The 25,728-nt window shown below is 64.9% G+C and carries 23 protein-coding genes and 4 tRNA genes; 18 read left to right on the top strand and 9 right to left on the bottom strand.

Translation table 11 applies throughout. From position 1 onward, the window contains the following. The first annotated feature begins 2 nt into the window (after window positions 1-2). The 4 genes from CSC74_RS05815 to alr all read left to right on the top strand — a co-directional run bounded on the left by CSC74_RS05815 (window position 3) and on the right by alr (window position 5,072). The gene (locus tag CSC74_RS05815; protein ID WP_162313426.1) at window positions 3-665 is read left to right on the top strand and encodes a response regulator transcription factor; all 663 of its coding nucleotides are present in this window, start codon (window positions 3-5) and stop codon (window positions 663-665) included. Further along, a complete protein-coding gene (locus CSC74_RS05810; protein ID WP_170865774.1) occupies window positions 662-2,026 on the top strand; it encodes a sensor histidine kinase in 1,365 nt (454 codons plus the stop codon). Before CSC74_RS05815 ends, CSC74_RS05810 begins: the two co-directional genes overlap by 4 nt. 695 nt (window positions 2,027-2,721) lie before the next feature. After that, window positions 2,722-4,020, top strand: a complete 1,299-nt coding sequence (locus CSC74_RS05805) for a D-amino acid dehydrogenase (RefSeq protein ID WP_162313425.1) — start codon at window positions 2,722-2,724, stop codon at window positions 4,018-4,020. Continuing rightward, window positions 3,999-5,072 (top strand): alanine racemase, encoded by a 1,074-nt coding sequence (gene alr, locus CSC74_RS05800; protein WP_162313424.1) that lies wholly within the window; start codon window positions 3,999-4,001, stop codon window positions 5,070-5,072. The genes CSC74_RS05805 and alr overlap by 22 nt, the downstream gene beginning before the upstream one ends. Window positions 5,073-5,179: 107 nt before the next feature. Here alr and CSC74_RS05795 read toward each other — a convergent pair. Beyond that, window positions 5,180-5,256: transfer RNA gene (locus tag CSC74_RS05795), tRNA-Asn, on the bottom strand. 110 nt (window positions 5,257-5,366) lie between these two features. Next, on the bottom strand, window positions 5,367-5,963 hold the full coding sequence (locus CSC74_RS05790; RefSeq protein ID WP_162313423.1) for a GspH/FimT family pseudopilin: 597 nt from the start codon (window positions 5,961-5,963) through the stop codon (window positions 5,367-5,369). 157 nt (window positions 5,964-6,120) lie between these two features. Between CSC74_RS05790 and uvrB the strand changes: the two genes are divergently transcribed. The 13 genes from uvrB (at window position 6,121) to CSC74_RS05725 (ending at window position 18,549) form a co-directional block, all read left to right on the top strand. Continuing rightward, window positions 6,121-8,154, top strand: a complete 2,034-nt coding sequence (gene uvrB, locus CSC74_RS05785; protein WP_162313422.1) for an excinuclease ABC subunit UvrB — start codon at window positions 6,121-6,123, stop codon at window positions 8,152-8,154. A gap of 386 nt (window positions 8,155-8,540) precedes the next feature. Beyond that, window positions 8,541-8,615, top strand: a tRNA-Val gene (locus CSC74_RS05780). Between the two features lie 167 nt (window positions 8,616-8,782). After that, a complete protein-coding gene (gene thrS, locus CSC74_RS05775; protein WP_162313421.1) occupies window positions 8,783-10,684 on the top strand; it encodes a threonine--tRNA ligase in 1,902 nt (633 codons plus the stop codon). A gap of 70 nt (window positions 10,685-10,754) precedes the next feature. Beyond that, entirely contained in the window at window positions 10,755-11,279 is a 525-nt protein-coding gene (gene infC, locus CSC74_RS05770) for a translation initiation factor IF-3 (RefSeq protein ID WP_211369573.1), read from the top strand. Window positions 11,280-11,601: 322 nt separating this feature from the next. After that, the gene (rpmI, locus tag CSC74_RS05765) at window positions 11,602-11,799 is read left to right on the top strand and encodes a 50S ribosomal protein L35 (protein ID WP_162313420.1); all 198 of its coding nucleotides are present in this window, start codon (window positions 11,602-11,604) and stop codon (window positions 11,797-11,799) included. 10 nt (window positions 11,800-11,809) lie between these two features. Next, on the top strand, window positions 11,810-12,169 hold the full coding sequence (rplT, locus tag CSC74_RS05760) for a 50S ribosomal protein L20 (RefSeq protein WP_162313419.1): 360 nt from the start codon (window positions 11,810-11,812) through the stop codon (window positions 12,167-12,169). Between the two features lie 210 nt (window positions 12,170-12,379). After that, window positions 12,380-13,375: a phenylalanine--tRNA ligase subunit alpha gene (locus tag CSC74_RS05755; protein ID WP_162313418.1), complete on the top strand. Its 996-nt coding sequence runs from the start codon at window positions 12,380-12,382 to the stop codon at window positions 13,373-13,375. Window positions 13,376-13,465: 90 nt separating this feature from the next. Next, window positions 13,466-15,874 carry a phenylalanine--tRNA ligase subunit beta gene (gene pheT, locus CSC74_RS05750; RefSeq protein WP_162313417.1) on the top strand — a complete coding sequence of 803 codons (2,409 nt, stop codon included), beginning with the start codon at window positions 13,466-13,468 and terminating at the stop codon, window positions 15,872-15,874. A 35-nt stretch (window positions 15,875-15,909) separates the two neighbouring features. Then, window positions 15,910-16,212: an integration host factor subunit alpha gene (gene ihfA, locus CSC74_RS05745; RefSeq protein WP_162313416.1), complete on the top strand. Its 303-nt coding sequence runs from the start codon at window positions 15,910-15,912 to the stop codon at window positions 16,210-16,212. Beyond that, window positions 16,205-16,561, top strand: coding sequence for a MerR family transcriptional regulator (locus tag CSC74_RS05740; RefSeq protein ID WP_162313415.1), 357 nt, complete (start codon window positions 16,205-16,207; stop codon window positions 16,559-16,561). The genes ihfA and CSC74_RS05740 overlap by 8 nt, the downstream gene beginning before the upstream one ends. A gap of 183 nt (window positions 16,562-16,744) precedes the next feature. Then, window positions 16,745-16,821 (top strand) — tRNA-Pro (locus CSC74_RS05735). A gap of 128 nt (window positions 16,822-16,949) precedes the next feature. Then, window positions 16,950-17,420: a cupin domain-containing protein gene (locus CSC74_RS05730; protein WP_162313414.1), complete on the top strand. Its 471-nt coding sequence runs from the start codon at window positions 16,950-16,952 to the stop codon at window positions 17,418-17,420. Between the two features lie 106 nt (window positions 17,421-17,526). Then, on the top strand, window positions 17,527-18,549 hold the full coding sequence (locus tag CSC74_RS05725) for a TraB/GumN family protein (RefSeq protein WP_162313413.1): 1,023 nt from the start codon (window positions 17,527-17,529) through the stop codon (window positions 18,547-18,549). Window positions 18,550-18,558: 9 nt separating this feature from the next. On the opposite strand, the gene dxs is transcribed toward CSC74_RS05725, so the two are convergent. The 7 genes from dxs to CSC74_RS05690 form a co-directional block, all read right to left on the bottom strand. Beyond that, entirely contained in the window at window positions 18,559-20,469 is a 1,911-nt protein-coding gene (gene dxs, locus CSC74_RS05720; protein ID WP_162313412.1) for a 1-deoxy-D-xylulose-5-phosphate synthase, read from the bottom strand. A 132-nt stretch (window positions 20,470-20,601) separates the two neighbouring features. Beyond that, the gene (locus CSC74_RS05715; RefSeq protein WP_162313411.1) at window positions 20,602-21,255 is read right to left on the bottom strand and encodes an HNH endonuclease; all 654 of its coding nucleotides are present in this window, start codon (window positions 21,253-21,255) and stop codon (window positions 20,602-20,604) included. A 139-nt stretch (window positions 21,256-21,394) separates the two neighbouring features. After that, the gene (locus tag CSC74_RS05710; protein ID WP_162313410.1) at window positions 21,395-23,185 is read right to left on the bottom strand and encodes an acyl-CoA dehydrogenase C-terminal domain-containing protein; all 1,791 of its coding nucleotides are present in this window, start codon (window positions 23,183-23,185) and stop codon (window positions 21,395-21,397) included. A 107-nt stretch (window positions 23,186-23,292) separates the two neighbouring features. After that, the gene (locus CSC74_RS05705; RefSeq protein ID WP_162313409.1) at window positions 23,293-23,769 is read right to left on the bottom strand and encodes an LEA/WHy family protein; all 477 of its coding nucleotides are present in this window, start codon (window positions 23,767-23,769) and stop codon (window positions 23,293-23,295) included. A gap of 51 nt (window positions 23,770-23,820) precedes the next feature. Continuing rightward, a complete protein-coding gene (locus CSC74_RS05700; RefSeq protein WP_162313408.1) occupies window positions 23,821-24,363 on the bottom strand; it encodes a lipocalin family protein in 543 nt (180 codons plus the stop codon). Window positions 24,364-24,532: 169 nt separating this feature from the next. Next, entirely contained in the window at window positions 24,533-24,745 is a 213-nt protein-coding gene (locus tag CSC74_RS05695; protein ID WP_162313407.1) for a hypothetical protein, read from the bottom strand. Window positions 24,746-25,038: 293 nt separating this feature from the next. Continuing rightward, a tRNA-Phe gene (locus tag CSC74_RS05690) sits at window positions 25,039-25,114 on the bottom strand. A gap of 161 nt (window positions 25,115-25,275) precedes the next feature. Here CSC74_RS05690 and CSC74_RS05685 point away from each other — a divergent pair. Next, complete coding sequence (locus tag CSC74_RS05685; RefSeq protein WP_162313406.1) at window positions 25,276-25,725, top strand: DUF6491 family protein; 450 nt, start codon at window positions 25,276-25,278, stop codon at window positions 25,723-25,725. The last annotated feature ends 3 nt before the right edge of the window (window positions 25,726-25,728 follow it).

The raw sequence follows: 25,728 nt of genomic DNA, 5'->3' as shown, positions 1-25,728 counted from the left end.
CCATGCGTTGTCTCGTGGTCGAGGACGATCCGGACATCAGTGCCGACCTGCAGCGCGCGCTGGAAGCGGCGGGCTTCTCCGTCGACGTCGCCGCGGATGGCCAGGCCGCGTGGTACCAGGGCGACGTGGAGGACTACGACGCCGCTATCCTCGATCTCGGCTTGCCGCGCCTGGATGGTTTGTCGGTGCTGCGCCGCTGGCGCTCGGCGGGCCGCGGCTTTCCGGTGATCGTGCTGTCCGCGCGTGGCGACTGGACCGAGAAGGTGGAAGGCATCGAGGCCGGCGCCGACGATTATCTTTCCAAGCCTTTCCAGATGGGCGAACTGGTCGCGCGCCTGCGCGGCCTGGTCCGGCGCGGGGCGGGGCGTTTGTCCAGTGTCGTGGTGATCGGCGGACTGCGCCTGGATACCACGCGCATGAGCGCGGTGTTCGAGGGCGCGCCGGCGAAACTCTCGCCGCTGGAATTCCGCCTGCTCGATTTCCTCGCCCACCAGCCCGGCCGTGCGGTGTCGGCCGATGAACTGGCCGAGCACCTGTACGGCGCCACCGAGAGCGGCGATGCCAACGCGATCGAAGCCATCGTCGCGCGATTGCGGCGCAAGTTCGGCGCGGACGTCATCGTCACCCGCCGCGGTTTCGGCTACCTGCTGGAAACCGGCGCTTGATCGCGCGCTCGCTGCGCTGGCGTCTGCTGCTCGGCGCCACCGCCGCGATCCTGGTCGCGCTGGTCGTCGCCTGGTTGTTCATGACCCTGTTGTTCGAGCGTCACCTGGAACGGCGACTGCAGGACGAAATGACCCGCGATGCGCTGGGCCTGGTGGCCGATCTTTCGCTGGCCGCGGACGGACGGCCTTTGCTCGACGCCGAACCGCGCGATCCGCGTCTGCAGAAACCGGCCGGCGGCTACTATTGGCAGATCTCGACGCGCAACGGCGCGCTGCGCTCGCGTTCGTTGTGGGATGCAGCCTTGCCGGTGCCCACCGATGCGCCCGCCGGCGACTGGCGCGTGCGTCATCTGCAGGGTCCGTTCCGCCAGTCGGTGTCGGTGCTCGAGCGCAGCCTGGTGCCGGATTCGGGCAAACCGCCGGTCGTGGTGCAACTGGCCCAGGACACACGCCCACTGGCTTCTGCGCGTGCGGAATTCGGTCGCGAGCTGGGCATTTTCCTCGCGGTGTTGTGGCTGGTGCTTTCGGCGGCCGCCTGGCTGCAGGTCGCCCTGGGATTGCGACCGCTGGGCAAGGTGCGTGGCGAACTCGCGGCCTTGCGCGATAGCGCCAGCGCACGCCTGCCCGAATCCAGCCTGCGCGAAATCCAGCCATTGACCGATGCGATCAACTCGCTTGCGGATGCGCGCGAACACGATCTGGAGTTGGCCCGCCGCCGCGCCGCGGATCTTGCCCACGGGCTGAAGACGCCGCTCGCCGCCCTGGCCGCGCAAAGCCGTCGCGCCGGCGAGGCCGGAGCGACCGCGGCGGCGGAAGGAATGGATCGCGCCATCGCCGCGATCGGCGCCACCATCGATGCCGAACTGGCCCGTGCCCGTATCGCTACGGTCGCGCGCAAGACAGGCGCCCTCACTTCGTTGCATGCGGCGGTCGAGCGGGTGGTGACGGTGCTGGAACACACGGAAAAGGGCGGGCAGCTGGCCTTCTCGCTGGATGTTCCGGCCAGCCTGCAGCTGGCGATCAGGCCGGACGACCTTTCGGAAATCCTCGGCGCGGTGCTCGAGAACGCGGTGAAGTACGCGCGCCGCCAGGTACGCGTGGGCGGCGCCGCGGGACCGGAATGGACCAGCCTGGCGATCGAGGACGACGGGCCGGGCATCGCCCGGGACCGCGTCGATGATGCGCTGATGCGCGGAGGACGCCTGGACGAATCCGGCGGCGGCAGCGGGCTCGGCCTGGCCATCGCCCGCGAACTGGTGGAAGCGACGGGCGGCACGATGGAACTCGATCAGTCTTCATTGGGTGGCTTGCGGATCCGTTTCTTCTGGAGCGCCAGCCGAACTTCCACGAGCCTGCGTTGATGGCAGGCGTCGGCCGCAAGTCGTGAACGGATCGTGCGATGAATTGCAGTTGTAGTCGCCTTGTCCGCATAGGGGGTTTCCGTCGGTGCGCAGCATCTGTGTTCGTCATGCCTTCCGAGGAAGACATGGCCAGGTAACGCAGCGCCGCCCTTGCCTCCTTGCGTGCAGCGCAGGGGAGGGTCGAGGAGGGATGCCTTCGATCTCGATCCTGCTTCCGGTCTTCCCGGCTATCACGAGAAGCACAGCCTTGGCTTTGTTTCCCAAGACGACTTCCTCCAGAAGCGGATCCGGGCTTGCCCGGAGACTCTTCGTGGGACAGGAGGCGGGCCCTCTCCTCCCGTCTTCGTGGAGGCAGGCTCTGCTTCGCTGCCCGAAGCGGCCGCTCTCCCGCAAAGGGAGGGGGCGCAGGACCCGGCGTAGGTCCGAGCTTGCCTGGATGCTCCTTGCGCAGAATAAAAAGCATCCGGCCAAGCTCGGACTTGCGAAGCCGCGCAGCAATCAAGGCGACGACCGAACGCGGGCAGCTTCATCCCGGAAGCATGGCGAAAACCGGTTATCGCAGTCGCCATAACCGTATTCTTTGCCGGAGACACGGGGCAATACCGGGAATAAACCCGAATGGGTCCGCGTATAATCAGCGCCAGTCTGCCTGTTCCGCGAATCGATCCGGGACGGAGGTCTGACGAGGGCTCGGCATGCGGGTATTGGTATTGGGTAACGGGGTTATCGGCACATGCAGCGCGTGGTATCTGGCGCGTGCGGGTTTCGAGGTGACCGTCGTCGATCGGCAGCAGCAACCGGCGCAGGAAACCAGCTTCGCCAATGCGGGGCAGATTTCCCCTGGCTATGCTTCTCCGTGGGCCGCGCCGGGCGTGCCGCTTAAAGCGTTGAAGTGGCTGTTCATGCGGCACGCGCCGCTGGCGATCTATCCCGGCCTGGATCCCCATCAATACCTGTGGCTGGCGCAGTTGCTGCGCAATTGCACCGCCGCGCGCTATGCGGTGAACAAGGCGCGCATGGTGCGCCTGTCCGAATACAGCCGCGATTGCCTGGACGAACTGCGCGCCGAAACCGGCATCGCCTACGAAGGGCGCGAGCTCGGCACCACCCAGTTGTTCCGCACCCAGGCGCAGTTGGATGGCGCGGCCAAGGACATCGCGGTGCTGCAGGAATACGGCGTGCCCTACGAGTTGCTGGACCGCGCGGGCATCGCGAGGGTCGAACCGGCGCTGGCGGGCGTGTCCGGTCAGTTGACCGGCGCCCTGCGCCTGCCCAACGACCAGACCGGCGACTGCCATCTGTTCACCCAAAAGCTGGCGGCGATGGCGCAAGCGGCGGGGGTGGAGTTCCGTTTCGGACAGACGATAGAAACACTGGAGAATGCCGGAGACCGTATCACCGGAGTGCGCATCGACGGCAAGCTCGAAACCGCCGATCGTTACGTGCTGGCGCTGGGCAGTTATTCGCCCCGGCTGCTCGCGCCACTGGGCATCCGCGCACCGGTGTATCCATTGAAGGGTTACTCGTTGACCCTGCCGATCACCAACCCGGCGATGGCGCCGATGTCGACGATCCTCGACGAAACCTACAAGGTCGCCATCACCCGCTTCGACGATCGCATCCGCGTGGGCGGCATGGCCGAAGTCGCCGGCTACGACCTGTCGCTGTCGCCGCGCCGGCGCGCCACGCTGGAGAAGGTGGTCGGCGACCTGTATCCGCAAGGCGGCGACAAGGCGGGCGCCACGTTCTGGGCCGGCCTGCGTCCAGCCACGCCCGACGGTACGCCGATCGTGGGCGGCACCCGCTATTCCAATCTGTTCCTCAACACCGGCCACGGCACGCTGGGCTGGACCATGGCCTGCGGTTCCGGCCGCTACCTGGCCGACGTGATGGCCAACAAGGTGCCGCAGATCAGCAGCGAAGGGCTGGACATCTCCCGCTACGGCGGCCGTGTCGTGCGTGAATCCGGATCATGCGTCCAGCCCGCGCACTGATCGACCTGCAGGCGCTGCGCCACAACTATCGCCAGGCCCGCGCGCTGGGCGGCGGCAGGGCGCTGGCGGTGGTCAAGGCCGATGCCTATGGGCATGGCGCGATCCGTTGCGCGCAAGCGCTGCAGGACGAGGCCGACGGGTTCGCGGTGGCCTGCATCGAGGAAGCACTGGAACTGCGCGCGGCCGGCATCCGCGGGCCGATCCTGTTGCTGGAAGGTTTTTTCGAAGCCGGTGAACTGGCCCTGATCGAAGAGCACGGATTCTGGTGCGTGATCCACGCGCAGTGGCAGGTGGATGCGCTGGAGCGCAGCACGCGGTCGCGACCGCTGAAGGTTTGGCTGAAACTCGATTCGGGCATGCATCGGGTCGGCTTGTCGGCGCTGGAATGCGCAGCCGCCTGGCGACGCCTGCAGGCGATGCCGCAGGTGGAAGTGCAGGTGCTGATGTCGCATTTCGCCCGCGCCGACGAACTGGATCATCCGTATTCCGGCGAGCAGGCGGCGGTGTTCGCGGATTTGAATGCGCGCCTGCGGGTCGAAACCAGTTTGTCCAACTCGCCGGCGCTGCTCGGCTGGCCGCAGTTGCGCAGCGATTGGGCGCGTCCGGGACTGATGCTGTACGGCGCCAATCCTTTCGACCGCGCGCATCCGCTGGCCGATGCATTGCAGCCGGTGATGACCCTGGAATCGCGGATCATCAGCGTGCGCGAACTGCCGGCGGGCGAACCCATCGGCTACGGCGGGCGCTTCGTCACCGCGGGTCCGACCCGCGTCGGCGTGGTCGCGATGGGCTACGCCGACGGCTATCCGCAGAATGCGCCCAATGGAACGGAGGTGGCCATCGACGGCCGTACTGGCCGGCTGATCGGCCGGGTCTCGATGGACATGCTCACGGTGGATCTCACCGATCATCCAGCGGCCGGACTCGGCAGCCGCGTCGAGCTGTGGGGCCGGCAGGTGCGCATCGGCGGGTTGGCCGCGCAATGCGGTGGCAGTGCCTATCAGTTGCTCAGCGGCCTGAAGCGCACCCCGCGCGAATATTCCGATGCCTAGCCGGCGTGCTCGAGACGCGGCAGGCATTCCATCCACTGCATCGCGTCGGACCTGACCCAGGAACAACAAAGGCCGCGATTGCTCGCGGCCTCGGTACTTGCAATGCTTGGCGCCCGAAGTTGGACTCGAACCAACGACCCCCTGATTAACAGTCAAGTGCTCTAACCGGCTGAGCTATTCGGGCGGGCCGGCTATTGTAGGGGGGACGATTCGGTCAGGCAAGGCTGGTTTGCGTTCGTTGAAGCCCTTTTCCAGTACAGGGCTCCGCTATGCGTGTATTCCCTCCGACTTTGTTCAGCCACGGCAGGGCTTCGATCCGGATGCGTTTTCGCCGTGGATCCGACCGCTGTTGTTGACGATGACCCGGGCCAGCAACCTGTCTTCGCGGCACAGGCGCACGCTGATATTGCTGCCGGCGCTGCGGCCATCAGGCAGGTAACGCAGCTGCGCGCGGCCCGCCGAGGAAACGATGCGCAGAGACGGGTGGATGGGTGCGTTCTCATCGCGCAGGATGTCCTGGCGGGAGTCGGGCTGGCGGTTGCCGTCGGCATCGAAGAACATCAGCCAACCCTGGCTCCAGTCGCCGTCGCGGCGGCAACCACCGGCCCGGTCGGAGGGGCAGACCACCGTGGGGATGCGGTAGGTGATGGCGGTGATGCGGGCCGAAGCCATGTGCGCGGTCAGCAGGTGCATGGCGGAACTCACGCGCTGGCTTTCGACCAGACCCGCATAGGAAGGCACCCCGACCAGCAACAGGAGGGCGGTGATGGCCAGGATCGTGAGCGCCTCGACCAGGCTGAAGCCGGTCTCGATCCTGGCGGAGGTTCCGCAGGCGGGCAGTCGCTGGAGGCAATGTCGGTTCGGATGGAATTCGGTACGCGTCCTGCGCATGGTGATCTCCTGGTGGGCCCAGTCCGGGCTTGTCCAGATTCCTCCCATCGCCCGGCGCCTTGAATCGGCGGGCGACGTGCCGGTACGTAGGGATTTCCCTGACACGGCCGTAATCCCGGCCACCGCTATACTGGCCAGTCGCCACAGAATCCCCGCCATGACCGAACGTTTCGAACTCGTTTCCCCGTACTCGCCCGCAGGCGACCAGCCGCAGGCGATCGCCAGACTCATCGAGGGATTCGAGTCCGGCCTGGCCAAGCAGACACTGCTCGGCGTCACCGGCTCCGGCAAGACCTACACCATCGCCAACGTGGTCCAGGCGGTGCAGAAGCCGACCCTGGTGATGGCCCCGAACAAGACCCTGGCCGCGCAACTGTACGGCGAATTCAAGTCGTTCTTCCCGCACAACTCGGTCGAGTACTTCGTCAGCTACTACGACTACTACCAGCCCGAAGCCTATGTGCCGTCGTCGGACACCTTCATCGAGAAGGACAGCTCGATCAACGAGCACATCGAGCAGATGCGGCTGGCCGCGACCAAGGCGCTGCTTTCCCGTCGCGACACGATCGTGGTCGCCACGGTCTCTGCGATCTACGGCCTGGGCGCGCCCGAGGACTACCTGTCGCTGCGCCTGATCCTGTCGCGCGGCGAGCATATCGACCAGCGCGACCTGATCAAGCACCTGACCCAGTTGCAGTACACCCGCAACGAATACGAACTGCATCGCGGCACGTTCCGGGTCAAGGGCGAGGTCATCGACGTGTTCCCGGCCGAATCCGACATCGAGGCGCTGCGCATCGAGCTGTTCGACGGCGAGATCGAGAACCTGACCCTGTTCGATCCGCTGACCGGCGAGACCCTGCGCAGGTTGCCGCGCTTCACCATCTACCCCAAGACCCATTACGCCACCACCCGCGACCGCGTGCTGGCGGCCATCGAGACGATCAAGGTCGAATTGAAGGCGCGGCTCGAAGAGCTGTACGCACAGAACAAGCTGGTGGAGGCGCAGCGCCTGGCCCAGCGCACCCAGTTCGATCTGGAGATGATGGCCGAGGTCGGCTACTGCAACGGCATCGAAAACTATTCCCGCCACCTCACCGGCAAGCTGCCGGGCGAGCCGCCGCCGACCCTGTTCGACTACCTGCCGCCGGATGCGTTGCTGGTGTGCGACGAATCGCACGTGACCATTCCGCAGATCGGCGCCATGTACAAGGGCGACCGTTCGCGCAAGACGACGCTGGTGGACTTCGGTTTCCGCCTGCCTTCGGCGCTGGACAACCGGCCGCTGAAGTTCGAGGAATGGGAAATGCGCTCGCCGCGCAGCATCTATGTCTCGGCGACGCCCGGACCCTACGAATTGCGCGAGTCGGGCGGGGAAGTGGTGGAACTGGTGGTGCGTCCGACCGGGTTGATCGATCCGCCGGTGGAGATCCGCCCGGTCGCGTCCCAGGTCGACGACGTGCTGTCCGAGATCAACCTGCGCGTGGCCATGGGCGATCGCGTGCTGATCACCACCCTGACCAAGCGCATGGCCGAAAACCTGACCGAATACCTGGGCGAACACGGGGTCAGGGTGCGCTACCTGCATTCGGACGTGGACACGGTGGAGCGGGTCGAGATCATCCGCGACCTGCGCCTGGGCAAGTTCGACGTGTTGGTCGGCATCAACCTGCTGCGCGAGGGCCTGGACATGCCCGAGGTGTCGCTGGTGGCGATCCTGGACGCGGACAAGGAAGGCTTCCTGCGTTCGCGCGGTTCGCTGATCCAGACCATCGGCCGCGCCGCCCGCAACCTGCGCGGCAAGGCGATCCTGTACGCCGACAAGATCACCAACTCGATGCAGGCGGCGATCGACGAAACCAACCGTCGCCGCGAGAAGCAGGTGGAATACAACCTGGAGCACGGCATCACCCCGATTTCGGTGGCCAAGCCCATCGTCGATATCCTGGAAGGCGCGCGCAGCGAGGCGGCCAACGAGGGCGGCCAGAGCGGCAAGGGAGGGCGCGGCAAGGGCAGACGCGTGGCCGAGGAGGCGCCGGACTACGCTTCCTTCAGCCCGGCCCAGATCGCCGCCCGGCTCAAGCAGCTGGAGCAGCGGATGTACCAGCACGCGCGCGACCTGGAGTTCGAGGACGCGGCGCGCCTGCGCGACGAGATCCACAAGCTGAAAGACGCCAGCCTGGTGATCTGAAGGGCCGGCTTCTCTCTAGTTTTGGCGCCGTGCGTATCAGGGCGCGGTCTGTCCCCCAAGGGGACTTCCTTCGGGGCGTGGGAGGGACTTCAGTCCCGACGGGCTCTATCGATAAAGCATCGGGACTGAAGTCCCTCCCACAAAGGCCTGTCGCCTATGCGACAGGGCGACTTCTGAGGGAATCATCCGCAGCGAACGGGAACAGAGCCGTTCTTTATCCCGGCGTTTGGACTTTGAGGCCTGGATCCGGCCACGTCCGGCCAGCGGCCGCCCACAGTCCCGCGAGCGCCGGATGCCGATCCCGCAGCCGGAGCGTTGATGGATTCCGAACCACGCGCATGGATGCTATGATGCGCGCCCCTGAAAGCGTGCTTTCGGGGCATACCGGGCGGTTAGCTCAGCGGTAGAGCACTACCTTGACATGGTAGGGGTCACAGGTTCGAACCCTGTACCGCCCACCACGCTTGCAGGCGTGGTTCCGGCAATGGCGACAATCCAGAGGTGGCGGCGACGGGCCGTCTAGCGTGCGACATGAGCACTACCAACTTCCCCTGCTGATTTCCCTGCCGCCTCTTCCGTTGGTGTACAGAAGGCGCGCAGCGCCTTTTTCCGTTTCTGGAACCGAAGAATGATCACGATCACGCTCCCCGACGGCAGCCGCCGCGAATTCGAAAACCCCGTCAGCGTCATGGAAGTGGCCCAGTCCATCGGCGCCGGGCTGGCCAAGGCCACCGTGGCCGGCGCGGTGGACGGCAAGCTGGTGGATGCCAGCGACCGCATCGACCACGACGCTTCGCTGCGCATCATCACCCCCAGGGACGAGGAAGGGCTGGAGATCATCCGCCACTCCAGCGCGCACCTGGTCGGCCATGCGGTGAAGCAGCTGTTCCCCGCGGCCAAGATGGTGATCGGCCCGGTCATCGCCGAAGGCTTCTATTACGATATCTGGAACGAGCGCCCGTTCACCCCCGAGGACCTGGCCGCGATCGAGCAGCGCATGCGCGAACTGATCGAACAGGACTACGACGTGGTCAAGAAGGTCACCCCGCGCGCGGAAGTGATCGAGGTGTTCAAGTCGCGCGGCGAGGAATACAAGCTGCGCCTGATCGAGGACATGCCCGACGAGACCGCGATGGGCCTGTACTACCACCAGGAATACGTGGACATGTGCCGCGGCCCGCACGTGCCCAACACGCGCTTTTTGAAGTCGTTCAAGCTCACGCGCATTTCCGGCGCCTATTGGCGCGGCGATGCCAAGAACGAGCAGCTGCAGCGCATCTACGGCACCGCTTGGGCCGACAAGAAGCAGCTCGAGGCCTACATCACTCGCATCGAGGAAGCCGACAAGCGCGACCATCGCAAGATCGCCAAGCAGCAGGAGCTGTTCCACCTGCAGGAAGAGGCGCCGGGCCTGGTGTTCTGGCATCCCAGGGGATGGGCCGTCTGGCAGGTGGTCGAGCAGTACATGCGCAAGGTTTACCGCGATACCGGCTACGGCGAAGTGCGCTGCCCGCAGATCCTGGACGTGTCGCTGTGGCAGAAATCCGGCCACTGGGACAACTACCAGGACAACATGTTCTTCACCGAATCGGAGAAGCGCACTTATGCGCTGAAGCCGATGAACTGCCCGGGCCACGTGCAGGTGTTCAACCAGGGCCTGCACAGCTACCGCGACCTGCCGATCCGCTATGGCGAATTCGGCGCCTGCCACCGCAATGAACCGTCCGGCGCGCTGCACGGGATCCTGCGCGTGCGCGGCTTCACCCAGGACGATGGCCATATCTTCTGCACCGAAGAGCAGATCGAGTCCGAGGTCACCGACTTCCACCTGCAGGCAATGAAGGTCTACGCCGACTTCGGCTTCACCGAGGTGCAGGTCAAGCTGGCGCTGCGCCCGGAACCGCGCCTGGGCGACGACGCCACCTGGGACAAGGCCGAAGAATCGCTGCGCTCGGCCTTGCGTGCGGCCGGGGTGGAATGGGGAGAATTGCCGGGCGAGGGGGCGTTCTACGGCCCCAAGATCGAGTACCACCTCAAGGACGCCATCGGCCGGACCTGGCAACTGGGCACCATGCAGGTCGATTTCATGATGCCGGAACGCCTGGGGGCCGAGTACGTGGACGAGAATTCCGCGCGCCAGCACCCGGTGATGCTGCACCGGGCCATTGTCGGGTCGATGGAACGCTTCATCGGCATCCTGATCGAACACCATGCCGGGGCCTTCCCGTCGTGGCTGGCCCCACGCCAGGCAGTGGTGATGAACATCACCGACGCCCAGGCCGATTATGTGGCCGAAGTGCAAAAATCCCTTTCAAATCAAGGATTTCGTGTCATTTCCGATGTCCGTAACGAGAAGGTCGGCTACAAGATCCGCGAGCACACGCTGCAGCGGGTGCCTTATCTGCTGGTGGTCGGGGACCGCGAGAAGGAGAATGGCGCCATTGCGGTACGCACGCGCTCCGGGGAAGATTTAGGCACAATGAGCGTCGCCGCCTTCGCCGAACGCCTGCGTGCGGAGCAAGTCGCGTAAAGAAGTCGCGTAAAGAAATGTCCCGGCCCCTGTGGGGCCGGCATGAAATATCCCTTGGGAGATTGCACCAATCAGTACCCCCGATAACAAACAAAACCGCAAGAACGGCGAGATCCGCGTACCCAACGTGCGCGTGATCGGTGCCGATGGCGAGATGGTCGGCGTGTTGTCGCGCGACGCCGCGATCGCGCTGGCCGAGGAGTCCGGCATGGATCTGGTGGAAATCCAGCCCCAGGCCGATCCGCCGGTCTGCCGCATCATGGACTTCGGCAAGTTCAAGTTCGAAGCCCAGAAGAAGGCCAACGCCGCCAAGAAGAAGCAGAAGCAGGTCGAGATCAAGGAACTCAAGTTCCGGCCGGTCACCGATGAGGGCGACTACCAGATCAAGATGCGCAACATCCGCCGCTTCCTGGAAGAAGGCGACAAGGTCAAAATCAACATCCGCTTCCGTGGCCGTGAGATGAGCCACCAGGAACTGGGCCGCGAAATGGCCACGCGCATCGAGACCGAGCTCGGCGACGAGATCGTGATCGAATCGCGCCCGCGCCTGGAAGGCCGGCAGATGGTGATGATGATCGCGCCCAAAAAGAAATGAGGTCGGCGGCCAAAGGCCGCTGACGCCACCCGTTTCCCTCGCCCGCTTGCGGGAGAGGGCAAAGGGAGAGGGCCTTTTGATCTCCAGGCCCAGGCCAGCAGAGGCAAAACCCTGATTTGCAAGGAAAACCCGCCGCGGGCATAATACGCGGCCCGGTACATCGGGCCGGCTGCTCGCAGCCACAGGACCTGTCGTTTATTTCCTAAAAGATTCAACGACTTACAAGCCGACATTGGGCATGGATGGAAAGCGTGGCCGCTTCATGACGAAGCATCAAGGCTGCCGCCCGGGTCAGTTACAGAAACCAACAAGGACCACCGCAATGCCCAAGATCAAGACCCACCGGGCGGCGGCCAAGCGTTTCCGGAAGACCGCTTCCGGCAAATACAAGGCTGGCCACGCCAACAAGAGCCACATCCTCACCAAGAAGTCGACCAAGCGTAAGCGCGGCCTTCGTGCGACGAACATCATTCGCGCCGAAGACTCCAAGCGTCTGGATCGTATGCTTCCGTATCTCTGAGGACTGAACAATGGCACGAGTCAAACGTGGTGTAACGGCGCGCCGCCGTCACAAGAAAATCCTGAAGCTCGCCAAGGGCTACTACAACGCCCGCCGCAAGGTCTTCCGCGTCGCCAACCAGGCCGTCATCAAGGCCGGTCAGTACGCGTATATCGGCCGCAAGCAGAAGAAGCGCAATTTCCGTTCGCTGTGGATCACCCGCATCAATGCGGCTGCCCGCATCAACGGTTTGAGCTACAGCCGTTTCATGAACGGCATGCTCAAGGCCGGTATCACCCTGGACCGCAAGGTGCTGGCCGACATCGCCGTGCATGATCCAGTGGGTTTTGCGGCCCTGGCCGAAAAAGCCAAGGGCGCACTCGCGGCGTAAGCCTGCGATCTCCACCGTAAAGCAGTACTGGCGGTTCATCGCCGAACACGTGGGGAAGGGCGCAAGTCCTTCCCCATTGTTTTTTTGGCCTGGCCATTCTGCGTAGGAGCGACGTAAGTCGCGATTGGGTTCTATCGGTAACGCCATCGCGACTTACGTCGCTCCCACGGCAGGGTGTGCGAGCCGATGCCATATGAGGTCAGATCGTTCATGAGTGAAATCGAATCGCTGTCCACCCAGGCGTTGGCCGATATCGCCGCCGCGCAGACGCCCGATGCGCTGGAGTCCCTGCGCGTGGCGTTGCTGGGCAAGAGCGGCACCGTCACCGCGCAACTGAAGCAGCTGGGCACTTTGCCGGGCGACCAGCGCAAGGCCGCGGGCGAGGCGATCAATGTCGCGCGCGATGCCATTGCCACCGCGCTGTCAGCACGCAAGGCCCTGCTGGAGGATGCTGCACTCGATGCGCGTCTGTCCGGCGAAAACATCGACGTCACCCTGCCGGGGCGCGATCCAGGACGCGGTGGCCTGCACCCGATCAGCCGCACCCTGGAACGCATCGCCGACATCTTCGGCCGGCTCGGTTACGAACTGGCCGATGGCCCCGAGATCGAGGACGACTGGCACAACTTCGAAGCGCTGAATTTCCCGCCGCACCACCCGGCGCGCGCGATGCATGACACCTTCTATTTCGGCGATGGTCGCCTGCTGCGCACGCACACTTCGGGGGTACAGGTCCGCTACATGGGCGAGCACCAACCGCCGTTGCGCATGATCGCCGCCGGCAAGGTCTACCGCAGCGACAGCGACCAGACCCATTCGCCGATGTTCCACCAGGTCGAAGGCCTGCTGGTCGACGAGCATTCCACCTTCGCCGACCTCAAGGGCACGCTCACCGAATTCGTGCGCGCGTTCTTCGAGCGCGATTTCGAGATGCGCTTCCGCCCCAGCTATTTCCCCTTCGTCGAACCCGGCGCCGAGGTCGACATCGCCTGGCAGCAGCCGGACGGCAGCACCCGTTGGCTGGAAGTGCTGGGTTGCGGCATGGTCCATCCGAACGTGCTGAAGAGTTGCGGCATCGATCCCGAGCGCTACACCGGCTTCGCCTTCGGCCTGGGCGTGGAGCGCTTCGCGATGCTGCGCTACGGCGTCAACGATCTGCGCGCGTTCTTCGAGAACGATGTGCGGTTCCTGAAACAGTTCGCGTAGGGTGGGCCTTGGCCCACCGCTTCGTTCGGCATTCACGACATTTGATGCATGGAAATGGTGGGCCAGGGCCCACCCTATGGTGACGACACGATGAAATTTTCCGAAAACTGGTTACGCAGCCACGTTCCCACCGACGCCTCGCGCGACGAACTCGCCGCCACGCTGACCGCGATCGGCCTTGAGGTCGAGGAAGTCACCCCGCTCGGCGAATCGCTGGCCGGCGTGGTCGTGGCGCGCATCGTCGAATGCGCCAAGCATCCCGAAGCCGATCGCCTGCAGGTGTGCAAGGTCGATGCCGGGCAGGGCGAGTTGCTGCAGATCGTGTGCGGTGCGCCGAATGCGCGACCGGGCCTGGTCGCGCCCTTGGCCACGGTCGGTACCGTGGTCGGCGAAATCACCATCAAGGCGGCCAAGCTGCGCGGCGTGGATTCCAACGGCATGCTGTGCTCGGCGAAGGAACTGGGCATCGATGCCGATGCCTCCGGCCTGCTGGAATTGCCCGACGATGCGCCGATCGGTGCATCCATCGCCGATTACCTGTCGCTGCCCGACGCCAGCATCGAGATCAAGCTAACGCCCAATCGCGCCGACTGCTTCAGCGTGCGCGGCATCGCTTTCGACGTGGCCGCGGCCTGCGGCAGCGCGGTGGTCGCCTTCGACGCCACGCCGATGCCCGCACTGATCGACAGCGCGCTCGAGATCGAGCTGGACGCCGGCGCGAAAGTGCCGCGCTTCGTCGGCCGCGTGATCGAAGGCGTGGACGCTGCCATCGCCACGCCCGTATGGATGGCGGAACGCCTGCGTCGCAGCGGCGTGCGGCCGATCAGTTTCCTGGTCGACGTGACCCAGTACGTGATGCTGGAACTCGGGCAGCCGATGCACGCGTTCGATCGCGACACGCTGGCCGGCCCCATCGTGGTGCGCCATGCGCGGAGCGGGGAAGGGCGTGCTGGTGAAGAGCTGAAACTCCTCGATGGCCGCACGGTGTCGCTCGGCGAAGACTTCCTGGTGGTGTCGGATAGCCAGCAGGGTGGCGTCGGTTCGCGCGCAGTGGCGCTCGGCGGGATCATGGGCGGCCACGACACCCGGGTGACCGATGCGACGCGCAATGTTTTCCTGGAGGCGGCGCACTGGGTTCCCTCGGCGATCATCGGCCGTGGACGCAAGCTCGGGCTGCATACCGATGCGGGCCATCGTTTCGAACGTGGCGTGGACCCCGAACTGCCGCGCCAGGCCGTCGAAGTGGCGACCCGGCTCATCGTCGAACTGGCCGGCGGTTCGCCGGGGCCGGTGGTGGAGGCCATGTTGTCGGAGCACTTGCCCAGGCCGGCTCGCATCGCGTTGCGCCGTGCCCGCATCGCACGTGTCCTGGGAATCGAAATCGCGGACGCCGACGTGGAGCGCATCCTGCGCGCGCTCGGCATGCAGGTCGAAGCCAACGACGCCGGGTGGGAAATCGTTTCGCCCAGCAGGCGCTTCGATATCGCCATCGAGGAGGATCTGATCGAGGAACTGGCCCGTATCCACGGCTACGACCGCATCCCGACCACACTGCCCGGCGGCGCCACCCGTATCGCCGCGCCCACCGAAACCCGGGTGGAAGCCTCCAGCGTCCGCCGCCAGCTGGCCGCGCGCGATTATCTGGAAACGGTGAACTACGCCTTCGTCGATGCCGCGCTGCTCGCGCAGTGGAGCGCCAGCGAGAACGCCGTGCCCCTGGCCAATCCGCTCAGCGCGGAGTTGGGCGTGATGCGCACGCGACTGCTGCCCGGACTCGTTTCGGCGGTGCAGCGCAACGTCGCCCGGCAAGCCGGCCGGGTACGCCTGTTCGAATTGGGCAATGTATTCGCGAGCCGGAAGTCGGGTGAAGCTCCCCTCGAGACGCTGCGCATCGCCGCGGCGATCCATGGCGACGCGCGGTCCGAGCAATGGGGCGAAGCGGCGCGCAAGGCCGATTTCCACGACCTCAAGGGCGACCTGGACAGCCTGGCCGCAGCCTCCGGCGCGGTCCTCGAATACCGTCCCTCCGCGCATGCGTTCGGCCATCCCGGGCGCTCGGCCGACGTGTTCCGCGAGGGCGTGCGGATCGGCTGGATAGGCCAGTTGCATCCTCGCCTGCTGCGCGCGCTGGATCTGGACGATGAGGTGCTCGGGTTCGAACTGGATCTGGCGCCGCTGACCTCGCGCGCGTTGCCGAGGGCTTCCGAGCTTTCGCGCTTTCCGTCCGTCCGTCGCGATCTCGCGTTCGTCGTGGCCGACAGCGTGCCCTGGGCGGCTATTTCGACCACGGTCCGAGAGGTCGTGGGCCCATTGCTGCGGGATCTGCTGCTGTTCGATCGTTATGTCGGCGCAGGGGTCGAATCTGGTCAAAAGAGCTTGGCTATGGGCTTGATTTTGCAGGACAACTCACGCACTCTGACCGACCGCGATGTGGAAGGCGTAGTGACCGCGGTGGTGGCCGCGATCGAGCGCGACCACGGCGCCAGGATTCGTGGTTGAAGGCCGGCGGTTAAAGGATTGAGGGGAAGGAATACATGGCACTGACGAAAGCTGAAATGTCCGAGCGGTTGTTCGACGAGGTCGGGCTGAACAAGCGCGAGGCCAAGGAATTCGTGGACGCCTATTTCGACGTGCTGCGCGAAGCACTGGAGCAGGGCCGCCAGGTCAAGCTTTCGGGCTTCGGCAATTTCGACCTGCGCCGCAAGAACCAGCGCCCCGGCCGCAATCCCAAGACCGGCGAAGAGATTCCGATCTCGGCCCGCACCGTGGTCACCTTCCGCCCGGGACAGAAGCTCAAGGAGCGCGTGGAAGCCTACGCCGGAGCCGGACATGCTTGATCCGGGCAGCAACCGCGAGTTACCGCCGATCCCCGCCAAGCGCTATTTCACCATCGGTGAAGTCAGCGAGCTGTGCGACGTGAAGCCGCATGTGCTGCGCTACTGGGAAACCGAGTTCCCCAGCCTGGAGCCGGTCAAGCGCCGCGGCAACCGCCGCTATTACCAGCGCCACGACGTGCTGATGGTGCGCCAGATCCGCGGCCTGCTGTACGAGCAGGGCTATACCATCGGCGGTGCCCGGCTGCGCCTGGAAGGCGAGGGCGCCAGGCAGGAATCGGCACTGAGCAACCAGATCGTCAAGCAGGTGCGCATGGAGCTGGAAGAGATACTGCAGCTGCTGCGCCGTTAGCGTGCATTTCCCGCCAATGTCCGCAGGAGCGGGCCTCGCCCGCGATGCTTTTCGCGGGAGTTGGTGGAAAGGCATCGCGCCCAAGGGGCGCTCCTACGGAGGCGTGCCGCTTTCTTCTGAAAGACGGTAGGAAATACAGCTATAATTGCCGCCCCGTCGCCAAGGCGGGAATTCGCACAAGTTCGGGGCGTAGCGCAGCCTGGTAGCGCATCTGCCTGGGGGGCAGAGGGTCGTCGGTTCAAATCCGGCCGTCCCGACCAATCGCGAAAGCACTCACCAAAACCCGCATTGCAGAATGCGGGTTTTTATTGCGCCATGCTCACAGAAGCGTGTACACAGAAGCATGTTCATAAAAGCATGTACACCGAAGCTGGACCAGGATTGATCGATGCACCCGCGGGCCCTTGAACTGATAGACACACTGCAACTGGCGCCACATCCGGAAGGGGGCCATTACCGGCGGGTTTACGAATCCACCAAGCAGGTCGAGGCGAACGGCGTGCTGCGGCCTACGCTCACCTCGATCCAGTTCCTGCTTACCGAAGGCGCAGGCAGCCGCTGGCATCGCGTGGACGCGGCCGAAGTCTGGGACTGGCAGGAAGGAAGCTCGGTCGAGTTGCTGATGTACGACGCAGCCGCGCATGCGCTCAGCCGCGTGCAACTGGATACCTCCGCGCGCGGTGGGCAATTGCTGCAGGTGGTGCCTGCGGGCATCTGGCAAAGCGCGCGGACCCACGGCGAATATTCGCTGGTGAACTGTTCGGTGTCGCCGGGGTTCGTGTGGAGCGGACTGGAGATGCTGGACGAGCGGAGTCCCCTGGCAAGCGAGCTGCGCGCCGCGGGCGGACTGGCGCACTGACAGCAGGAATCATGCTGAACATCGGCATGCCGTTGCCGGTGCCGATCATTCAATGCGCCCGTGCTTGCGGCTAATCTGTCGCACACCTCCCTTCACGGCGACGCCCATGCGTTTCCTCTTCGCACTCATGGCCTGCTGGTGCCTGGCTTCGCCGGTCATGGCGCAATCATCGCCCGTCGAATCGACGCCTGCGCAACACATCGACAGCGAGGGCGTGCTGGAACTGGAAACGATGGTGGTGACCGGCGCGCAGCCTGGCCCGGGCATGTGGAAGGTATCGAAGGGCGACCATGGGCTTTGGGTGCTGGGAACCTTGTCGCCGCTGCCCAGCGGCATCAGCTGGAAATCGGACGAGGTCAGGTCGATTCTCGAACAGGCGGACCAGGTGCTTGGCATGCCTGGCCTGGTGCTGGATGCGGATATCGGCGTGTTCAAGGGCCTGATGCTGCTGCCCTCGGCGCTGAAAGCAGGCAAGAACCCGGAGGGCAAGACCCTGAGCGAGGTGTTGCCGGCAGACGTCTATGCGCGATGGGCCGCGCTGAAGCCCCGGTATTTCGGCAAGGACAAGGGCATCGAGAAGAAGCGGCCGATACTCGTGGCCAACGAACTCTATGCGAAGGCCAATCGCAAGGCGGGCCTCGGGCAGAAGCCGGTCATCACGCCGGTGATCGAGGCGGTGCTGAAACAGCGCAAGATGAAGATCACGCCGACCACGCTGAAGATAGTGATCGACGACCCGAAAGCGGCGATCAAGGATTTCACCCGGGAAGGCGTGAACGACCTCGAGTGCTTCCGCGCGTCCCTGGACCGGGTGGAGAAGGACATCCCGGAGATGGTCGATCGCGCCAACGCATGGTCCGTCGGCGACCTGGATGCACTGCGTGCCTTGCCATCGGAAAAGCAGGCGGGCGCCTGCCTCTCGGCGCTGACCAGCAGCGAGTTCGCCAGGAAGCGCGGGATGAGCGACGTCGAAGCCCGGGTCAGGGCGCAGTGGCTCAAAACGGCGGAAGAGGCGCTGCAGAAGAACCGGATTACTTTCGCGATCCTGCCCATCGCCGAACTGTTGAAGCCGGATGGCTACCTGTCCTACCTGCAGGTGAAGGGCTACCAGGTCGAAGCGCCGCTTTAACCGATAGCGCTAACTGGCGACGCTGCGGACTGCGTCCGTCGCCTGCAACGACGGCCAGCGCCGGAGTACGGCCGCACGGATGCCGACCGCATCGATGCCCGCCTCGGCCAGCAGTTGTTCGCGGCTGGCGTGATGCTGGAAATCGTCCGGCAGGCCCAGGTGCAGGATCGGCATCGGCAGCTCTTCCGAATTCAGCAATTCGGCCACGCCGGAACCCGCGCCGCCCATGACCACGTTGTCCTCGATGGTGACGAAGCCTTCGTGGGTCTTCGCCAGCTCCAGGATGAGGGTGCGATCCAGCGGCTTGACGAAGCGCATGTTGACCACGGTCAGTCCCAACTCCTTGCCGACCTGTTCCGCCGCCGGCACGGTCGCGCCGAATGCGAGCAGGGCGATGCGCGCGCCCTGCGCGCGGACCTCGGCCTTGCCGATCGGCAGGGTCGCCAGCGACGGATCGATGGCCACGCCGGGGCCGGTGCCGCGCGGATAGCGCACCGCGGCCGGGCCTTCGTGCCGGAAGCCGGTGCTGAGCATCTTGCGGCACTCGTCCTCGTCGGCCGGCGCCATCACCACCATGTGCGGCACGCAACGCAGGTAGCTCAAATCAAGGTTGCCGGCGTGGGTGGCGCCGTCCGGGCCGACCACGCCGCCGCGATCGATCGCGAACAGCACGTCGAGCTTCTGGATCGCCACGTCGTGCACCAACTGGTCGTAACCGCGCTGCAGGAAGGTGGAATAGATGGCGACCACCGGCTTGGCGCCTTCGCAGGCCATGCCCGCGGCCAGGGTGACGGCATGCTGCTCGGCGATGGCCACATCGAAATAGCGTTGCGGGTATTCCTTGCTGAAGCGCACCAGGCCCGAGCCTTCGCGCATCGCCGGGGTGATGCCCAGCAGTTTCGGATCGGCGGCGGCCATGTCGCAGATCCAGTCGCCGAACACGTCGGTATAGGTCGGCTTCTTCGCGCCGCCCTTGCTGATCAGTCCCTTTTCGGGATCGAACGGTCCCACCGCGTGATAGCCGATCTGGTCGTCTTCGGCCAGTTCGTAGCCCTTGCCCTTGGTGGTCATGACATGCAGCAGTTGCGGACCCTTGAGGGTCTTCAGCGTTTTCAGCGCGCCTACCAGCGCCGGCACGTCATGACCGTCGATCGGGCCGGTGTAGTGGAAGCCCATCTGTTCGAACAGGGTGGAGGGCACGAACATGCCCTTCCAGTGTTCTTCCCAGCGGCGCATGAAGCGCGCCGGTGGCTTGCGCTTGTCGCCGAGCAGCTTCTTGCCGCCTTCGCGCAGGGCATTGAGCGTGCGGCTGCTGCTGATCCGGCCGAGCATCTTGGTCAGGCCGCCGACGTTCTCGGAAATCGACATCTGGTTGTCGTTGAGGATCACCAGCAGGTTGGGTTCCGGGTCCTCCATGCCGCCTGCATGGTTGAGCGCCTCGAAGGCCATGCCCGCGGTCATCGCGCCATCGCCGATCACCGCCACGACCTTGCGCTCGTTGCCGGCCCGCGCATTGGCGATGGCCATGCCCAGCGCGGCCGAGATCGAGGTCGAGGAATGGCCGACGCCGAAGGTGTCGTATTCGCTTTCCTCGCGCTTGGGGAACGGGGCCACGCCATCGGCCTGCTTGACCGTGTGGATCCGGTCGCGGCGCCCGGTCAGGATCTTGTGCGGGTAGGTCTGGTGGCCGACATCCCAGACCAGGCGGTCGTCGGGAGTGTTGAACAGGTAGTGCAGGGCGACGGTCAGTTCGATCACCCCCAGGCCGGCGCCGAAATGACCACCGCTCTTGCCCACCGATTCGATCAGGTAGGCGCGCAACTCATCGGCGATCGCGGTCAGTTCGGATTCGTCGAACTGGCGCAGGTCGGCCGGGGTTTCGATGTGGGAAAGGCGGGGGTAGCGGCTGGGGTCGATCATTCGCGCCATTTTCCTCCCCATTGCAGGGACGGGCAAGCAAACCCCGTAGGAGCGCCCCTTGGGCGCGATGCTTTTATGCCGGCTACGACACGAAAGAGCATCGCGCCCAAGGGGCGCTCCTACGGGGTTGGTTCAGGCAGAGAGTTTGGAGCGCTTCGGCAGGTGCGCCTTCAGGAAGGCCATCTGGTCGGCCAGGATATTGCGGTTGGAGAGGATCAGGTGCTCGATCCAACTGGGCCGGTAAGGCACCGCCAGCAACGGCATGTTGGCTTGTTGCGGGGTGCGGTTGGCCTTGCGCGAGTTGCAGTGGAAACAGGCGGTGACCACGTTTTCCCAGATATCCCGCCCGCCCTTGGACAGCGGCAGCACGTGGTCGCGGGTCAGGCTGGGGCGCGAATATTCGCGCCCGCAGTACAGGCACAGCTGGGCGTCGCGGGCGAACAGCGCGGTGTTGCTCAGGGTCGGCGTCGGCGACAGCGCCTGCACCCGCGCATGGCCGCGCGAGGCGACGATGGGGTGCAGCTCGATGATGCTTTGTTCGCCGGTCGTGCGGCTGGTGCCGCCATGCACGCGCAGGCAGGGGTCGCCCAGGGTCCAGGCGACGGCATCGCGCGCGTACAGGCAGGTGGCGTCCTGCCAGTTGATCCAGTCCAGGACGCGGCCATGCGCATCCAGCGACAGCAGGCGCACGGTACTGGAACGGGTGGAGGGATGCGATGCGAACGAGACCGGGTCAGGAGTGCTGCCGGTGTCTATCAGGTGAAGCTGAGCTGCGTCTGCTTCCATCGGGGAAACAGGTTATACCTAAATGTTGATGATTTGTGTACAGGCGGTCGGTCGGTCGGTCGTAGGAGCGGGCCTTGCCTGCGATGCTTTTGCCGGTGAGTCAGAAGCATCGCGGGCAAGGCCCGCTCCTACAAGAGGGTCAGGGGCCGAAGCGTTCTGCGTCCATCGCCATGAGCGGCGCCGCACCGGATTCGATCGCCGCCGCATGGGCCAGCGTGCGCGGCAGGATGCGGGCGTAGTAGAAACGCGCGGTTTCCAGCTTGGACTGCTTGAACGATTGCGGATGCGCCGATGCATTGGCCGCGGCCACGCTGCGCGCCCACCAGTAGGCCAGGGCGACATAGCCCGAATAGAACAGGTAGTCGGTGCTGGCCGCGCCGATTTCCTCGGGATCGCCGGCCGCGCGCTGCAGGATGCCCTGGGTCAAGCTGGCCCACTCGGCGGCTTTCTGCCGCAATGGCGCGATGAATTCGGCCAGCGACGCATCGTCTTCGTGTTCCTTGGCGAAGGCCTCGATCTGGGCGAGGAACAACTTCAATCCCGCGGCCTTGGTCGAAGCCGTCTTGCGGCCCATCAGGTCGAGCGACTGGATGCCGGTGGTGCCTTCGTACAGTGTGGTGATGCGCGCATCGCGGGCCAGTTGCTCCATGCCGTGCTCGCGGATATAGCCGTGGCCGCCGAAGCATTGCAGCGCGTTGTAGGTGTTTTCGATGCCCCATTCGGTCTGGCAGGCCTTGGAGATCGGGGTCAGGAAACTGACCAGCACGTCGGCCTGTTCGCGTTCCGCCGCATCCTCGGCATGATGGGCGATGTCGATCAACGTACCGGCATGCAACGCCAGCAGACGACTGCCTTCGACCAGCGACTTCACCGTCAACAACATGCGCCGCACGTCGGGATGGACGACGATCGGATCGGCGGGTTTGTCGGGGAATTTGGGGCCGCTGAGCGAGCGGGTCTGCAAACGGTCAAGCGAATAGCGCAACGCATTCTGATAAGCGCGTTCGGACAGGCCGATGCCCTGCAGGCCGACGCCCAGGCGTGCGGTATTCATCATGGTGAACATCGCCAGCAGGCCTTTGTGCGGCTGTCCGACGAGGTAGCCTTCGGCGCCATCGAAGTTCATCACGCAGGTGACCGAACCCTTGATTCCCATCTTGTGCTCGATCGAGCCGCAACGCACCGCGTTGCGTTCGCCCACGCTGCCGTCGCGCGCGACCTTGAACTTGGGCACGACGAACAGCGAGATGCCCTTCGCGCCTGCAGGTGCGTCCGGCAGTTTCGCCAGCACCAGGTGGACGATGTTGTCGGTCAGGTCGTGCTCGCCGGCGGTGATGAAGATCTTGGTGCCGGTGACCGCATAGCTGCCGTCGGCATTGGTTTCGGCTCGGGTCTTGATCAGGCCCAGATCGGTGCCGCAATGCGGTTCGGTCAGGCACATGGTGCCGGTCCAGCGGCCTTCCACTATCGGCTTGAGGAACACCTCGCGCTGCCAGTCCTCGCCGTGTTGTTTCAGCGCCTCCACCGCGCCATGCGAAAGCAGCGGGAAATTGCCCCAGGCCAGGTTGGCGGCGTTGATCATCTCGTTCAACGGCACGCCCATGACGTGCGGCAGGCCCTGGCCGCCGGATTCCGGGGCGGCGGTCAGGCCGGTCCAGCCGCCTTCGATGAATTGCGTGTACGCCTCGCGGAAGCCCGGCGGCGTGGTGACGTCGCCGCTGGCCTTGTCGAAGCTGCAGCCGACCTCGTCGCCGACGCTGTTGAGCGGGGCCAGCACGGTTTCGGCGAAGCGTCCGGCTTCCTCCAGCACCGCGTCCAGCACGTCGCGAGTGGCATCGTCGTAGCCGAGTTTCGCGAACAGGGCTTCGGCGCCCAGCACATCGTAGAGGGCGAAGCGGATATCGGTCAGGGGAGCTTTGTAGGTGCTCATGCGTCAGTGGGTTCCATAAGGTGGTGTAGGAGCGGGCCTTGCCCGCGATGCTTTTCGCTACGACTGGAAGGAGCGTCGCGGGCAAGGCCCGCTCCTACGGGGGATTTTCAGCGCAGCACGCCATCCAGGCCGGGAACCGGGCTCAGGGTGTTCTTGGTATCGATATCGAAGGATTTCGATTTGCCTTCGTCCGGCACCGCTTCCAGCTTGCCCTTCAGCGTGTAGCCCAGTGAGCGCCGCCCGGCCAACGCGTCGGCGACGGCCATGCGTGCTTCGATGCCGGGCTTGAATGGCAGGGTGACCACGTCGGCGGACTCGGGGCCGATCGAAATCCGCGGCGCACCCTTGAGGCTGCCGGCGGTCTGATCGCCGACCGTGATCGCCAGATCGGCGCTGTCGAAACGCATCGGAATGCTGCTGTAGTTCTGCAGCCGCAGGTCCACCGACCAGCTACCGTCGGTGTTGACCGTCAGTTGCTGGATGCTGGCCGCGGGCGGGGATACGCGCCGCACCAGTCCTCCGCTGCAGGCCGCAAGGGCCAGGCAAAGAAGCGAAAACGAAATCCACTGCCAAGTACGCGTCATGTCCGTTCCCATCGATCAGGCGATGGACAAGGATACTACGGCGTATGGCAGCTAATCCCCTCGCAGCGGCGCAGTCACGACCAGGAGTCCCAGGTCGTAGCCCATGGCGATGGCCCGGGCCTTGATCTGCTCGAACAGGACGCGGTCCATGCTCGGTTCGCGCGACAGGATCCACAGGTACTCGCGGTCCGGTTCGCCGACCACGGCCCAGGTATAGCCGGGATCCAGGTCGATCACCCAGTAATCGGCCCATACGAACGGCACCCACGACAGCCAGTCGGGTACGAAACGCACTTCGAGGCGGCCGGGGTACCCTTCCACCGGGCGCGCCAGGCCTTCCGCGACCCGGATGCCGCCATCGGCGGTGCGGCAGGCGTTGCGCACGCCGATATGCGTATCCTCGCCCAAGGTGTAGGTGGCGGTTATGTCGCCGATGCACTTCGCCTGGAACGAAGTCGGCAAATGCGCGATCTCGTACCACTGGCCGGCGTAGCGCGAGATATCCAGCTGCGGCACCGAGACGACGGGATTGGCGGCGTGCGCATCAGGTACGAGACAGGCCAAGAGCAACAGCAGGGCGGGCAGGCTACGCATGCGACGGCTCCACAGTCGGAAGCGCAGCTTAGGTTGGCCGCCAGGGGGATGTGTAAAGCAATCGTTGGGGTATTTACCGGGCCTGGCCGGCAAGTTGTTGATTTTCGATGAGTCCCCGGCAGGGCCTGGACGGGCTCGCCACGAACGGGATCAATGATGCAGGGCTTCTCTAGCCATAGGTGCTTACCCGCTCGAGCGCGCGCCCATCGGACTCCACTTCGACGCCGGTGGGTTGCTGCGAATAAGCATGGCGCGCTTCGGCGATCATATTGGCGACTTCCAGCGCCGCGCTCTTTTCCGGAAACCAGAACACCGGCTTGCCGTTGTCCATCAATTTCCATCCCTCGTACGATGGGCGAAGCATCAGCAGGGAACGTTTCATGGCCAGGCACCTCGACTGCAGCGAGGCGTCGACGCTGCCCCACCGCCGATCCAAACCGGCACTCCATTCCCTGTGCATCAAAGGCGAATTCCATCGCAGGGACAGCATGCCCGGCGGGCGATGGCACGACAGTCGGCGGACGACCCGGCGTGGGGTAGGGAAAATCTGACACGGCACCGGCCAGACTCATCCCGGCCGGACAATTGCCGGACAATGAAACCGGACCCCGGAAACGAAAAAGGGCTTCCATCACTGGAAACCCTTGTCCTTCCTACGTTTCAGCGCCACCAGAATGGTGGCCGGGGAGGGAATCGAACCCCCGACACAGGGATTTTCAATCCCTTGCTCTACCGACTGAGCTACCCGGCCATGCACCTGCGGCCGAGCCGAAGTGAGGGGCGGCATGATACGGGCGCGGGGCCTTCGCGGCAAGCCGCACGTGGGCTGAACCGGGTGGGTGGCGGGGTGTCCATGGAGCGACGATGGCCGCATCCTCTGCGTATCACGGCTATTCCCCTCCGGAGAGCGTCATGAAGAAGTTGATATCGGGCCTGGCCTTGGCATTGGTGCTGGGCGCATGCAGCACCACCAGGTTGAGCGATGCCGAAACCCTGGCCCTGTACAAGACCCATGCCGGCGAACCGGTCAGGGATTTCCAGTATTTCGGCCAGATCAATGGCTGGACCCCGCTGGGCGACAGCGCCCTCGTGGTCTGGACCAAGCCCAGTCAGGCCTATCTGCTGGAGCTCTACGGACGATGCGCCGATCTGGATTACGCCCCGGCGATCAGCCTGAGCAACATGATGAGCCGGGTTTCGGCGCGTTTCGACAATGTCTACGTGCATGGCGGCGGCTCCAGCAGCATGCGCGTACCGTGCCGGATCGAGACCATCCGTCCGCTGGACGTGAAGGCGTTGAAGCAGGCGCAGAAGAACCTGCGCGAGGCGAAGCTGGTTGAGCGCGAGGCTGCGGCTGGTTGAGCC

Origin of the sequence: Pseudoxanthomonas yeongjuensis, assembly GCF_010093345.1 — a bacterium.
Classification (GTDB): domain Bacteria; phylum Pseudomonadota; class Gammaproteobacteria; order Xanthomonadales; family Xanthomonadaceae; genus Pseudoxanthomonas_A; species Pseudoxanthomonas_A yeongjuensis.
Note: the sequence above shows the minus strand (reverse complement) of the source record. Positions and strands in the feature narration are given on the sequence as shown.